Origin of the sequence: Paenibacillus xylanilyticus (genome assembly GCF_009664365.1) — a bacterium.
In the GTDB taxonomy this organism is placed as follows: domain Bacteria; phylum Bacillota; class Bacilli; order Paenibacillales; family Paenibacillaceae; genus Paenibacillus; species Paenibacillus xylanilyticus_A.
Window position 1 is genome coordinate 4,538,066 of record NZ_CP044310.1, and the last position, 11,865, is coordinate 4,549,930.

Sequence of the window (11,865 nt, forward strand, 5' to 3'; positions counted from 1 at the left end):
GAGAAAAAAGACATCTGTTAAGATGAACTTAATCATGTAAACGAAGGGGATTTTTTCATGGCTAAAAAAGGACAAACATACCGGCGGTACTCCTTGGAGTTGAAATTGGAGGCCGTCCGGCTGGTCAACGAAGAACATATGAGTATACGTGAAGTAGCGACGCGTTTAGATATTCAAAATAAATCTCAGGTACAAGTGTGGGCAGCCAAAGCGAAACAGGGAATGAGTCTAGAACCTGCTACACCCAAACGGGGACGCCCTAGAACCAAGTTTTCCAGTATGGAAGAAGAGATGGCGTATTTGCGGGCGGAGATTGAATACTTAAAAAAGCAATATCCAAATCTACACAAGGAGTGACGAGTAAAGCAGCCAGATTTCAAATCATTGAGGACCTGAGAGCACGCCATGGTCTGGCTTGGCTCTTGAAGTTAGCTGCGGTTTCCCGCTCGGGTTATTACAAGTGGAGAAAAAGCATAGCAGCCGCAAAAGAGCGTAGACACAAAGAACATGAACTAGAATCCCATTTGCTTGCCATTCATCGCGTGCATCCTTACTTTGGCTATCTTCGAATGACCGTTGCTTTACGACGGGAAGGCCTTCGAGTCAACCACAAAAAGGTGTACCGATTAATGAAACAATTAGGCATCTGTTCTGTCATTCGAAAAAAGCGTCGATTCTTTGGAAAACAAGCCTCTGTGGTAAACCCAAATCGGCTGGAGCGTCAGTTTCAGGCGGATACACCACGAACGAAGCTGGTTACGGACATTACCTATATTCGTGCTGGAGAACACTTTGTGTATCTGTCTGTTATTCAGGATTTATACAATAACGAAATTGTAGCGTGGCATCTTTCTGAACGAAATGACCTTGCTTTAGTTCATGACACGCTGGATAGACTCCGTCAGCACGTGGATCTGAATGGCGTAATCCTACACTCAGATCAAGGATTTCAATATACGTCGAAGCCATTTAACCGTAAACTAAACCAGCTTGGCATGCTAGGCAGTCACTCCAGGCGTGGAAATTGCTTAGATAATGCCTGTGTTGAATCTTTTTTCTCTCATTTGAAGACGGAGAAAATTTATTTGAATAAGGCGGCAAACAAAGCAGAGGTTGAGCAGCAAGTGAATGAATACATACTGTTTTACAACCAAAACCGATTTCAGAAAAAACTAAACGACCGTTCCCCGGTAGAATACCGGGAAACGGCCGCAGCTTAAATCTTGTCTTTTTTTTGTACTGTCTACTTGACAGGGTTATGACCATTTTGGCGACTTCATTTGTATTCTTAATTTAATGGCTCCGTGCCTGAAAAATCAGTTGAAATTTCCACTTGCGTGCGTTTCGGTCTTGGTAATGTTGCAACCACTCGCTTACCCATGGCAATAAACGGCTTTTCGATATACAGATAAAGGACATATGATAAAGTTATTGTTATAACCAGCAATGATACAAAAGACAACCCTGCTGTAAGGAGCTTTGAATAATTTAAATCGATGAAGAATTTTATTATGAAAGGCATTATTATCATATGCATCAGGTAAAGTGAATAGGAAATGTCAGCGCCGAATTTAGATACTTTTTTCGAAAGGAGTCCTCCAATTAATGAAACAATTGAATATATACTTCGCGGCAAAACAAGCTTCAAGTTCTCGTAGAACATTAAGAAGATGAGCCCGATAGATAAGATAATTGTTAACCTGTCCTCCACCGCAAGAATAATGCACCCGTTAAGAGCAACAAATCTCCATCTAAGTTTTTTCAAGGCTGCAGCCGCAACCATCATACCCAAGATGAACACAGGCATTCTAAAGAAAAGGGCAGCCGGCATATCAAAATATGATTTTAAATAGTTAAGTGATAAAACTGATACTACAACGGAAATAACGGTTATCACACTAAATCTCAAACTTGCTTGTTTTCTAAACAGGACAGCAAAAATTATCGGGAATATAACGTAAAATTGCATTTCAAGTGATAAGCTCCATGCTACAGATAGTATAGTACTGTCCTCGTGAGGTATTAGCCCATGAATAAAGAGTAAATGAGAGAACATACCCACCAAAGTTGGCGTTTCTAATTTGCTCTCTTTACCAAAAACAGTAATCGAACTGCCCGTAAAAAACTCCAATATTTCTTTCCTTAACAAATACATGTTTTCAACAAGGAAAAAGGCGGCAATTATAGCAAGAAAGTATATAGGGTAAAGCCTGAATAATCTTCTCAAAATAAATTTTACTCCTGTGGACGCCTCGAGAAATGGTTCTTTTTCTTCCCTGAGAATGTAGTGGTAAGTCATTAAGAAACCAGTTATGATCATGAAGCCATTTACAGCTATTATGGGCTGTTGTAGTAGACTCGAAACAAAAGGAATATTAAAGAGATTCGTGCCCCCAATAATGATGTAGAAGTGCCCACAAACAACCCATAATGCTAGTAAAAACCTCAAACCATCCAATACACTGGTATTCAACTTCATTGCCCAGCACCTCTCTATCCACTCGTCTTTTGATACATAATGTATCATTTATTATTTGCTTTGATCAAGCAAAATAATGAGTGAACTAGATAAAGAGCCCTACCCGATTAAGGAAAACGTTAATGTTAAATGTAAGTAACCCCTTGGACACTATAAAAATTACTTCCACAAACAAGAAAAAAGCCCTTGCTACGCAAGGACTTTTCGTTATGATCTGTAGTGGGCTCGAACCACTGACCCCTACCCTGTCAAGATAGTGCTCTCCCAGCTGAGCTAACAGATCATGATAACCTATTCTGTTCGAATGAAGTAACAGTATCATACCAAGTAAACGCGTACAATGTCAATGGTTTATTGGTTATATTTTGTGAAGAATGGAGCACACTAAGGAATGATTACCATTTCATTAAAGAGGTGACTCCTATGCCACATGCAAACTCCCATAAATCCCAAACCCATCGCAAAAAATGGGGCTTCATTCTTCCCCTTACCATACTTATTCTCGTGATCTCCGGCTGCAGTCTGGAACGGGATGAACATACCGTGCAATTCCAACAGCTACAGCAACCGAATGTAACGGATGATTTGCCTGTTTGGCTCGATGTCTACTCGAAATCTGTCCATGAAGAGGTCTATTCGCCTCAGGGAAACAGTGAGCTATTGCCCTGACACTCTTGCATGTTATCACTCGTCCTCATCCCACTTTCTGGAGTAGGCTTTCTTGGTTACGTAATATAATAAAACAATCATTCCGGCAGACATCAAGAGTGTAATGGTCATAATTCCTGCCACGCCCATTCTCTTCGCCCCTTTCCCAATATGTTCCAGACTCAACTATACAGGAAAAGCGTTTTTTTGTATAATGCAGTCTGATATGTCGCTCAAGAGCAGAAAGAAGGAATGGAATTGGCAGCCGAAATTAGTTATGTAACGACAGATGAACAGCTCCAGCAAGCATTGGGCATCCGCCATGACGTTTTTGTCATCGAGCAGCAGGTGCCTGCCGAGATTGAAATCGATCAATTTGATGTCATCAGTCCTGATGTACATCATGTTTTATTAAGTACGGACGGACAGGCTGTAGCTACAGGACGACTTATCTATTACAGCAAGGATACAGCCAAAATGCAGCGAATTGCTGTGCTTCAATCCCATCGTTCATTCGGTTATGGACGTGTACTCCTGCTGGCCATGGAAGAACGGGCACGGGAGCTTGGCTTAACATACTCTATACTGGATGCGCAATGTCAGGCTCAGAAATTTTATGAGAAGCTTGGATATGAAGTGATTTCGGAAGAACCTTTTTATGATGCCGACATTCTGCACGTACGCATGAGAAAGAGTCTGTAAAACCCTATCCTTCGGTGAATCTACGTGCTTGCAACTGTTCTACGATGTCATGCATACTTTTCTTCGATTCGGACAGGCTAAAGGGGAACTCAAATTCTCATTTCCTCAGATAAGGAGTGTGACATGATGAATCAGACGACACGTGAGAGCTTCACAGCTGTACAAAAAAATGGTGACGGTGATCTGACTGGCTTTCAAACCTCATCTGGACGTATACTGGATTATCAACAAGCGCTGGCAGAAGTACAGGCAGGAGCCATAGCGGGTGTGAATGTGTTTAAAGGCAAGGACGGGGAAATGTACATTCGCGGTGATGCGGACGGCGACCCGACCAACAATCTGGATCAACTCCCCACGTTCTGAATATACGATGTGTAATAACGAAGCAAGCGCCAGTCCGGCATCCCGGATTGGCGTTTTTATTTCGCAATAAAGTTTCCCTAGTATTCCAAAAAATATTTAACAGCATCTCCGGCAGGCTGACTCTTACGAATCGGCTGCGGTTCCTGTTCCCATGCCTGCAAGATCTGTATTCCTTCCAGCGTGGATTTATTGTCCCAGTTAATATGCTGTCTGCGCTCCAGTTCAAGCAATGATTCGCGAATGAGCTCCCGGCTTCGCCCTGTCTTGTTCTCCAGCTCCTCCATTCGGGGCATACGTCGTCGCTGCCCGGCATAATTAACGATAATTCGTAAAATCTTCCGTTCAAAATCGTTTAACATATGCCCGCCTCCCCGTCCTTATGAAGGATAGGACGCCATGCCAGAATACCTTGCTCCAGGAATGTCCGGGGTGATCCATCTGCTCCTGCGGATGCTCGGATTCTCCCACCTCGCACACTGTTAATACGAATCTGACGCTGCGTAATATGTCCTGCACGATCCATGTACACGAGTTCCACCATCTGGCCGATATATTTTCCCAGCATAATCATCCCTCCAATAAGAACGTTTGTTTGTATACTTTATTATATGCGAACATAAGTTCTTTATTCAATAACTAAAAAAAGGATTTTTATACAGCAAAAAACCAGGCTTATCCCATCCATCAGAGATGCCTGGCTTTTTTCATTTTTTAGTGTCGATCCGATTCACTGAACTCTACCTTTTTTAACTGCTGGGTTGAAGGATTAAAATCTACATTGACATACACTGCAAACTCCTTGCCATCCTTGCCCCTCACCCATAACTTAAACTGCTCGCGGGATTGATTGGCTGTCAGTGATGTACGTCCAATATGCTTGTAATCCAGTATGTCCACATTATACTTGGTCTGCGTTTCTTTTACGGCAATGATTCCCCACTTCGCATAATCCGGAATGGGAGCCGCTGAACTGGTGGCTAGTCCCGACAAACTCAGCATAATCGTCATCAGTGTAACGATAAGTAATCTCATATCAATCACTCCTTGGGGCTTGTTTCCGTTAGCCTGCCCATGGGAGGATTATTTTACACGATCAGTCGAATGATTAATGTTACAGGTTGCTGAACCCAGCGAACAATCTGAAGAATCGTTTGATGCCGATCCAGAGGAGGATTGAAGCTTATCCCCCAGTCACCTGACAATACTTGATTCGTTGGGTCCGGATTGGACGGTTCATCCAGCCCATACTTTTTCTTCAAGGCTTCCCTCGTTTCTTGATCCACTTCGACTTGATGATGTACATAAGCAGAGACATGCTCCACATGAAGAAGTAAAAGTATACCTATAGTAAATACTGCGATAAGCCAACGTTTAAGCAAAACTTGTCCTCCTTTTTTATTGCCCTTAGCCAAAATCCCCATGACTCTGATTGTAACTCAAATACATCCCCATTGGAAACGAGATCCTGAATCGGATATATACGTCTTTAGCCCCAAATATGCTATATGCCGTTTGATTCTCCCATTCTATGTGTAATAGGCCTTGATAGACTGAAGGATGATCTGAACACCCATTTCGAGGAGGTTATATGTAAATGTTCAAACGAATGGATGAAATCTTGATTGAAATTCCCAATGTCGAGAAGCCCGATCCCAATGCAGCTGCCTCCATACAGGAACTGCTAGGCGGCAAATTCGGAGAGATGTCAACGTTGAACAATTACCTCTATCAGTCGTTTAATTTTCGTTCCAAGGAAAAATTGAAGCCCTTCTACGACCTCGTCATGAGTATTACAGCCGAAGAATTGGGTCACGTGGAGCTGGTGTCTCACGGGATAAACCAATGTCTCAGAGGTTCAACCGCCTACAAGGAACCCGATGATACACCACTTGGTTCCGTGAAGGATGCACGTCTATCCTATCATTACCTCGCTGGTGCCCAAGGCGCCATGCCTTTTGATTCTATGGGCAACCCGTGGACCGGTGCAAATGTGTTCAACAGTGGTAATCTGGTCGAGGATCTGCTGCATAACTTTTTCCTCGAATGCGGCGCACGTACACATAAAATGAAAGTATACGAAATGACGGATCACCCTGCTGCCCGGGAAGTGGTTGGGTTCCTGCTAGTACGCGGCGGCGTACACGTCGTGGCCTACGCCAAAGCGCTGGAAATTGCAACAGGCGTGAACGTGACCAAGCTGGTTCCTATTCCATCATTGGACAACAAGGCGTTCACCGAGACCCGAAAATATGAAGAAAAAGGCGTACACACCAAGCTGTACACGTATAGCGATAAAGACTTTAATGCCATCGGCCAAATCTGGAAAGGAACACACCCTGAAGATGGACAACCACTTGAAGTCATTCAAGGTGTTCCAGAAGGCTTTCCGATTCCGGAAGCCCCTGCGGTGGAAGAAGAATTCGCCCCAGGCATTTCACATGAGGACTTCGCAGAAATTGCACGTCGTCTGAAAATGGCGGGAAATATTACGGATTGATACAGCATGATCATAATCATGCCATAACATATAAAGCCCTCGTTTGCAAGATAAGCAGATCTGAGGGCTTTTGTTTTTTTATGCTTCATTCACTTTTTGGTTCCTGCACCACCGATTCCACCGGCTCCACATCCGGAACTTCGAGTTCAATCTGGGCCTGATTATTATCCGCTGACATGGCATCCCGCATGCGAACCGTCCAGATTCCTGTGTTGGCGTGAAACTCAACGTCTTCAATGACCGGCAAACTTATCTCCTTACCATAGGATAAGTAGATTCCGCCGCGAATGGCGTCCGCCTCACTGATCTTCGCGCCTTCGGGAGTTGCCGCAGCATACTCCGCAATGGACTCTGCTCTTGCACGACCTGGATAAGGCTCAACTTCAGGACTTCCATCCGTCCAGACTTCTACATACGTACCAATCTGAGAATCGGGTACATTGGAAAACCATTTTGCCGGATAATACTTACTGGTTTCTCCATTCGTTCCGATGTCCTCATGTTCAGGATTCACAACAAGGATGGAATTCTCTTTGCGATCCACCACATAGCCGGTAAACCCTTTCTCTTTTGGAGCATCTGTTCGCGGCGGTTGTGCCCCTTCCTTCTGAACCTGTACCGAACACCCTGTAAGAATTAATATGATAAGCAGCATAAGAACGAGCATACGACTGGCCACTTTCATTCCCCCTCTATAGGCAACATGTAGTGCAGCCTATTTCTCTTCCAATAGACGGCTTTCCATGACCCGAAGTTGCAAAAGAGGGGCAAGATTATCGCTTAATTTTTTGGGATCTTTTATACGCATACCTTCCCCAAATGATCAACCCCGCACAACATAACAGAACACAGTAGCCCCAGGCAAATAGCATGGCGATTCCCAGTCCGATATTGGCATCCAGCCGTTCATCAGTTAATTCGGTATACAAAGCAAAGCCCAAGGGCACCGCCCCTACGATAAATAATACGGCCATCAAACCGCCCCAGCGTCTGAACACCGGCTTTTGATGCGATTGAGACAATTTCTTAATACCCCTATACAGGATGAACAGAAGCAAAATGAATATCAGCCACGTGCCAAGAATTTGTGCCATCTTGACCGCCTCCTTCGAATATAATCCCAACTTATCATGTTAAAAAATCATTTCCTGCTTGTCCATTATATTTCGCCCTTCTCCGGTACATTAATCACATCCATATCAATTAAAACAAAAACGCCTTCACCCGGCCCTAGACGAGCCCAATGAAGACGTTCTGTTACCATGTGAATTGCTCTATCTGGTTCTGCTCAAGAGATAGAGGAAGTATGGCGCACCGAGGATCGCAACCAGAACTCCTGCCGGAATTTCGGAAGGCTGCAGAATGACACGGCCCAGCGTGTCCGCAATGAGAACAAGAAGAGAACCGACCAAAGCGGATGCAGGCAAAAGAAACTGATGTTTCGGACCCACAAGGCGTCTGGCCAGATGCGGTCCGATCAAACCTACAAAACCAATTCCGCCACTGACAGATACGCAGGACCCGGCTAGACCTACGGCAGCAGCAAGCAGGATGAGTCTCTCACGATTAACCGATGCACCCAGTCCACTGGCGGTCTGGTCCCCAAGGTTCAGGACATTCAGCACACGCGCTTTATATAGAACGACCGGAATTAGAATAATTAGAAATGGAAGCAATGCCGTTACGAACTTCCAGTTTGATCCCCAGATGCTGCCTGCCATCCATGTCGCCACAAACTGATACTTTTCCGGACTGAGCCGAAGTGTAAGCACAATCATAGCAGAGCTGATTCCGGCCGCTACCCCAATTCCTGTAAGAAGCATACGGGTAGGCATGATGCCCTCTCCCTTTTTATACGAAAGCACATAGATGAGAAAGGCGGCAAAACTGGATCCAAGCAAGGCAAGAATCGGCAGCAGAAATACAGGGGCCGCGGTTGTTGTTGGGAAAAAGGATACAAATAGCATTACGACGAGCCCCGCACCTGCATTGATCCCGAGAATCCCCGGGTCCGCCAGTGGGTTACGGGACACCCCTTGCAAAATACATCCGGACAAGGCAAGCCCTGCACCTACCAAGATTGAAATTACAATCCGAGGCAAACGGAACTCAAACAGGATGAGCTCCTGCTTCGGTGTTCCCCCACCAAATAACGTACGCAGCACTTCAAAAGGGCTCAGCTTCGTGAACCCCGTGTTCATGCTGATCATAAATGCTGCAATAATCAATGCACCGAGTACAATCATGACCATGGTGCTTTTCGTTCTCTTTTTGCGCTCAGCACCAGTGAGAGTTGAGGATCCCATAATTACAGAGACCTCCTTTCTTTACGGGCCAGATAGAGGAAGAACGGTACCCCGATCAAGGCAACCAGAGCACCGATTGGTGTCTCGTATGGCGGATTAATCATGCGTGCAGCCAGATCGGCGAACACCAGCAGCAAGCTTCCCATGACCGCGGAACACGGAATGATCCAGCGATAATCAACCCCGACGATTTTACGCGTAAGGTGGGGGATGATAAGCCCAACGAAACCTACAGCACCAACCACGGATACGGCCGTACCCGCAAGAATAAGCACAACGATAAGACCAACCAGCTTAATCACGCCGGTACGCTGTCCCAGTCCGACGGCAATCTCTTCGCCGAGACTAAGAAGTGTGATAGAACGAGATATAATCAGGCCTACAATGAGTGCAGCCAGGACCCAGGGGAACATGACCTCCAGTTGAGACCATTTTGTACCGGCAACACCGCCCGCTGTCCAGAAGGCCAGATCCTGTCCAATTTTGAAATACAAGGCGATCCCTTCACTCAGTGCGGACAACATGGCGGATACCGCTGCTCCCGCCAACACCAGCCTAAGAGGTGTAAGGCCCGATCTGGACGCTGCTCCGAATCCGTATACAAGCAGTACGCCAAGCCCTGCCCCGATAAAGGAATACATAATGATATACATGTACGGCATGCCAGGGAAAAAAGCGAAACACACCGCCAGGGCAAATCCTGCCCCGGAATTAAGCCCAAGCAAGCCTGAATCCGCGAGTGGATTGCGTGTCATCCCCTGCATGATTGCACCAGCTACAGCGAAGCAGGCACCAACCATCGCCCCACCTAGAATACGCGGCAATCGAATTTCCCAGATGATCTGATGCGGGGTAAGATCCGGGTTGAAGTTAAAGATGGCTTGCCAGACTACACCGAGTTTAATATCTGCGGCACCAAAAGAAATGGACAAAGCCATACCCAGGGCGAGCAGTACGAGACCACCCGTCAGGATCAAGGTAGCAGCCCAGGGACGAGTATGTATTTTGGCTGTCGGAGATTCCGTATGATGACTTGTCGATGAAGCCTTCGAACTCATATGTGCCCACCCTTGTTATGAGTGGAGTAGACCAATCCTATGTACATAACAATCACCTCTCTGTTATTGCCGTTCTTTTAATGATATTGATTCTCATTCCCATACATCATTGTATGTCATCAATCTCTCGCTGGCAATGGACAAATGGGACAAGTTTATTGCATTAAACATGTTTTAGATCCAAAAAAAGCTGCACCGAGCATAAGGGCTCAGGTGCAGCTTGTTCTTTTGATGTTAACGGCTATGTACTCCAATCAGTGCGGCCAGTACATCGGGAACATCCGTAATGATCGCTTCCACACCCATCTGGATCAATAATTGCATCTCTGCAGGATCGTTTACGGTAAATGGATGTGTCGCGATTCCCTGAGCCTGCGCAGCAGCTACTTCCTCCTGTGTTACAGCCAGCTTATATGGATGCAGTGCCGAGGCCTCCAGTTTGGCTGCATAGTCGTATGGACGATAGAGTTTTTCCATGTAAAGAAGTGCCGTCCGAATCTCGGGAGCAATCCGTTTGCACTTCACCAAGGATGCATGATTGAAACTCGAAAGGATCACTTGCTGTTCCAAATCCCAATTTCGAATGGCTTGCACAATCTTTTCCTCCATGCCCTTGTAACCAACAATTCCATTTTTCAGTTCCAGATTAAGCAAAATCCTTTTTCCCTGCACGAGATCAAACAGTTCTTCCAGTGAAGGGATGCGCTCTTGGGCAAAATCGGCATGGAACCAGCTACCTGCGTCAAGTGTACGCAATTGCTCGTATGTTGTATCCTTAACCCAGCCGGATGCACCTGCAGTCCGGTTCAACGTCTCATCATGAATCAAAACCAATCTGCCATCACTGGACATCTGAACATCAGTCTCAATACCCGTGGCTCCAAGCTGCAGACCATGTTCAAACGCAGCCATTGTATTCTCTGGGCAGACGGCAGAAGCTCCTCTATGCGCAATAATTTCAATCGCCATTCCTCAGCACCTCCTGAATTCGCACATCAACTCTAGCAATTCCACTATACGACCGGTTTGTCATAACCGTATTAACAGAACGTTTAATGCGTGTTCGATTCCATATTGGATGTAGATGGCTTGGGGGAGATGTCCATTCAGATTGGGGATTCACTCATTTTTGCGAACTCAATCTGCAAATCGACATAACATAGTATGAGCGATAGAAGTTCCGTACTCCGCCATAAGGAGGTTGACTATTGAAGCGCATAACTTCCCATAAACCGGTAATACCCCCTCATTCACATGCTCCCGGTCGCAAAAACCGAACCTCTACAGGGCATAAACGTCGAACAGGTCATGCATATATTCGAGGGCTGGCTGTACCTGACAAAACGAGTAGTCAATTTTCAACGGATGACGCACAGCGTGGACTTGATCAGTTAGCTTTAATAGCAGCGATCCTCGCTCTGATCGCCGCTGTGATTGGTGTGTACATTGCCTGGAAAACACTACTTATTCCTGGCGATAGCAATACGGTTGTTGCCGTTTAACCCTTCACAACTCTGTATACCGTTATCCGGGAAACAGGGTTTTTCTTTTTTGCAAACAAAAAAACCGTTCCCCTGAGACGCCGACAGCTGCCGGCGTCTCTTCGGAAAGGCTTATTCCTCATTCGGTGCGCTTCAGATCAAGCCTTCCCATCTAGGAAAGGCTGACCGAATTACAGAATGAAGGTGCGGGAGATGATAACCAGCAGAATGAACAATACCAGAATCGCGCCTGTAGATGTCCATGCTCCGCCGCCGAAGCCTCCGTATCCATACCCGTAACCTGTGCCTTTGATTTCGCTCATGAGTGACA

17 protein-coding genes and 1 tRNA gene are annotated in these 11,865 nt (G+C 45.7%); 6 read left to right on the plus strand and 12 right to left on the minus strand.

Translation table 11 applies throughout. The features are described 5' to 3' along the window. The first annotated feature begins 57 nt into the window (after positions 1-57). Positions 58-1,220, plus strand: a protein-coding gene (locus tag F4V51_RS20155) for an IS3 family transposase (protein WP_416226484.1) whose coding sequence is annotated in 2 segments (ribosomal slippage) — positions 58-322 and positions 322-1,220 — 1,164 coding nt in all. Because the reading frame shifts where the segments join, the coding sequence is not laid out codon by codon here. A gap of 68 nt (positions 1,221-1,288) precedes the next feature. Here the strand turns inward: F4V51_RS20155 and F4V51_RS20160 are convergent. Both F4V51_RS20160 and F4V51_RS20165 read right to left on the minus strand, forming a co-directional pair. Further along, positions 1,289-2,479, minus strand: a complete 1,191-nt coding sequence (locus tag F4V51_RS20160; protein ID WP_162009960.1) for an acyltransferase family protein — start codon at positions 2,477-2,479, stop codon at positions 1,289-1,291. Between the two features lie 210 nt (positions 2,480-2,689). Then, positions 2,690-2,762, minus strand: a tRNA-Val gene (locus tag F4V51_RS20165). 140 nt (positions 2,763-2,902) lie between these two features. Between F4V51_RS20165 and F4V51_RS20170 the strand changes: the two genes are divergently transcribed. The 3 genes from F4V51_RS20170 to F4V51_RS20180 all read left to right on the plus strand — a co-directional run bounded on the left by F4V51_RS20170 (position 2,903) and on the right by F4V51_RS20180 (position 4,192). Continuing rightward, the gene (locus tag F4V51_RS20170) at positions 2,903-3,148 is read left to right on the plus strand and encodes a hypothetical protein (RefSeq protein WP_153979382.1); all 246 of its coding nucleotides are present in this window, start codon (positions 2,903-2,905) and stop codon (positions 3,146-3,148) included. Positions 3,149-3,385: 237 nt separating this feature from the next. Then, positions 3,386-3,829 (plus strand): GNAT family N-acetyltransferase, encoded by a 444-nt coding sequence (locus F4V51_RS20175; RefSeq protein WP_110821573.1) that lies wholly within the window; start codon positions 3,386-3,388, stop codon positions 3,827-3,829. Positions 3,830-3,955: 126 nt separating this feature from the next. Then, the gene (locus F4V51_RS20180) at positions 3,956-4,192 is read left to right on the plus strand and encodes a DUF3892 domain-containing protein (RefSeq protein WP_095359408.1); all 237 of its coding nucleotides are present in this window, start codon (positions 3,956-3,958) and stop codon (positions 4,190-4,192) included. A gap of 77 nt (positions 4,193-4,269) precedes the next feature. Here the strand turns inward: F4V51_RS20180 and F4V51_RS20185 are convergent, their stop codons facing one another. From F4V51_RS20185 to F4V51_RS20200, 4 genes are all read right to left on the minus strand, one after another. Next, positions 4,270-4,551, minus strand: coding sequence for a hypothetical protein (locus F4V51_RS20185; protein WP_193723748.1), 282 nt, complete (start codon positions 4,549-4,551; stop codon positions 4,270-4,272). Continuing rightward, positions 4,545-4,757, minus strand: coding sequence for a hypothetical protein (locus F4V51_RS20190; RefSeq protein ID WP_095290075.1), 213 nt, complete (start codon positions 4,755-4,757; stop codon positions 4,545-4,547). The genes F4V51_RS20185 and F4V51_RS20190 overlap by 7 nt, the downstream gene beginning before the upstream one ends. Positions 4,758-4,903: 146 nt before the next feature. Next, positions 4,904-5,224, minus strand: a complete 321-nt coding sequence (locus F4V51_RS20195; RefSeq protein ID WP_153979383.1) for a DUF3889 domain-containing protein — start codon at positions 5,222-5,224, stop codon at positions 4,904-4,906. 53 nt (positions 5,225-5,277) lie between these two features. Then, complete coding sequence (locus F4V51_RS20200) at positions 5,278-5,571, minus strand: hypothetical protein (RefSeq protein ID WP_153979384.1); 294 nt, start codon at positions 5,569-5,571, stop codon at positions 5,278-5,280. A gap of 215 nt (positions 5,572-5,786) precedes the next feature. Here F4V51_RS20200 and F4V51_RS20205 point away from each other — a divergent pair, with 215 nt between their 5' ends. Beyond that, positions 5,787-6,689: a manganese catalase family protein gene (locus F4V51_RS20205; protein ID WP_153979385.1), complete on the plus strand. Its 903-nt coding sequence runs from the start codon at positions 5,787-5,789 to the stop codon at positions 6,687-6,689. Positions 6,690-6,774: 85 nt separating this feature from the next. Here the strand turns inward: F4V51_RS20205 and F4V51_RS20210 are convergent, their stop codons facing one another. The 5 genes from F4V51_RS20210 to F4V51_RS20230 all read right to left on the minus strand — a co-directional run bounded on the left by F4V51_RS20210 (position 6,775) and on the right by F4V51_RS20230 (position 11,022). Beyond that, entirely contained in the window at positions 6,775-7,368 is a 594-nt protein-coding gene (locus tag F4V51_RS20210; RefSeq protein ID WP_153979386.1) for a DUF3221 domain-containing protein, read from the minus strand. Between the two features lie 94 nt (positions 7,369-7,462). Then, positions 7,463-7,783, minus strand: a complete 321-nt coding sequence (locus F4V51_RS20215; RefSeq protein ID WP_153979387.1) for a hypothetical protein — start codon at positions 7,781-7,783, stop codon at positions 7,463-7,465. 180 nt (positions 7,784-7,963) lie between these two features. After that, positions 7,964-8,995, minus strand: coding sequence for a FecCD family ABC transporter permease (locus tag F4V51_RS20220; RefSeq protein ID WP_153979388.1), 1,032 nt, complete (start codon positions 8,993-8,995; stop codon positions 7,964-7,966). 2 nt (positions 8,996-8,997) lie between these two features. After that, complete coding sequence (locus F4V51_RS20225) at positions 8,998-10,053, minus strand: FecCD family ABC transporter permease (protein WP_153979389.1); 1,056 nt, start codon at positions 10,051-10,053, stop codon at positions 8,998-9,000. Between the two features lie 234 nt (positions 10,054-10,287). Then, a complete protein-coding gene (locus F4V51_RS20230) occupies positions 10,288-11,022 on the minus strand; it encodes a glycerophosphodiester phosphodiesterase (protein WP_153979390.1) in 735 nt (244 codons plus the stop codon). A 239-nt stretch (positions 11,023-11,261) separates the two neighbouring features. On the opposite strand from F4V51_RS20230, the gene F4V51_RS20235 reads away from it, so the two are divergent. After that, entirely contained in the window at positions 11,262-11,555 is a 294-nt protein-coding gene (locus tag F4V51_RS20235) for a hypothetical protein (RefSeq protein WP_153979391.1), read from the plus strand. Between the two features lie 170 nt (positions 11,556-11,725). Here the strand turns inward: F4V51_RS20235 and F4V51_RS29145 are convergent, their stop codons facing one another. Next, on the minus strand, positions 11,726-11,857 hold the full coding sequence (locus F4V51_RS29145; protein ID WP_217506391.1) for a YjcZ family sporulation protein: 132 nt from the start codon (positions 11,855-11,857) through the stop codon (positions 11,726-11,728). Between the last annotated feature and the right edge of the window lie 8 nt (positions 11,858-11,865).

Coding starts and splice junctions, on each gene's coding strand:
- F4V51_RS20190 (WP_095290075.1), bottom strand. CDS start 4,757: ATGCTGGGAAAATATATCGGCCAGATGGTGGAACTCGTGTACATGGAT.
- F4V51_RS20160 (WP_162009960.1), bottom strand. CDS start 2,479: ATGAAGTTGAATACCAGTGTATTGGATGGTTTGAGGTTTTTACTAGCA.
- F4V51_RS20225 (WP_153979389.1), bottom strand. CDS start 10,053: ATGAGTTCGAAGGCTTCATCGACAAGTCATCATACGGAATCTCCGACA.
- F4V51_RS20220 (WP_153979388.1), bottom strand. CDS start 8,995: ATGGGATCCTCAACTCTCACTGGTGCTGAGCGCAAAAAGAGAACGAAA.
- F4V51_RS29145 (WP_217506391.1), bottom strand. CDS start 11,857: ATGAGCGAAATCAAAGGCACAGGTTACGGGTATGGATACGGAGGCTTC.
- F4V51_RS20215 (WP_153979387.1), bottom strand. CDS start 7,783: ATGGCACAAATTCTTGGCACGTGGCTGATATTCATTTTGCTTCTGTTC.
- F4V51_RS20185 (WP_193723748.1), bottom strand. CDS start 4,551: ATGTTAAACGATTTTGAACGGAAGATTTTACGAATTATCGTTAATTAT.
- F4V51_RS20180 (WP_095359408.1), top strand. CDS start 3,956: ATGAATCAGACGACACGTGAGAGCTTCACAGCTGTACAAAAAAATGGT.
- F4V51_RS20230 (WP_153979390.1), bottom strand. CDS start 11,022: ATGGCGATTGAAATTATTGCGCATAGAGGAGCTTCTGCCGTCTGCCCA.
- F4V51_RS20205 (WP_153979385.1), top strand. CDS start 5,787: ATGTTCAAACGAATGGATGAAATCTTGATTGAAATTCCCAATGTCGAG.
- F4V51_RS20170 (WP_153979382.1), top strand. CDS start 2,903: ATGCCACATGCAAACTCCCATAAATCCCAAACCCATCGCAAAAAATGG.
- F4V51_RS20195 (WP_153979383.1), bottom strand. CDS start 5,224: ATGAGATTACTTATCGTTACACTGATGACGATTATGCTGAGTTTGTCG.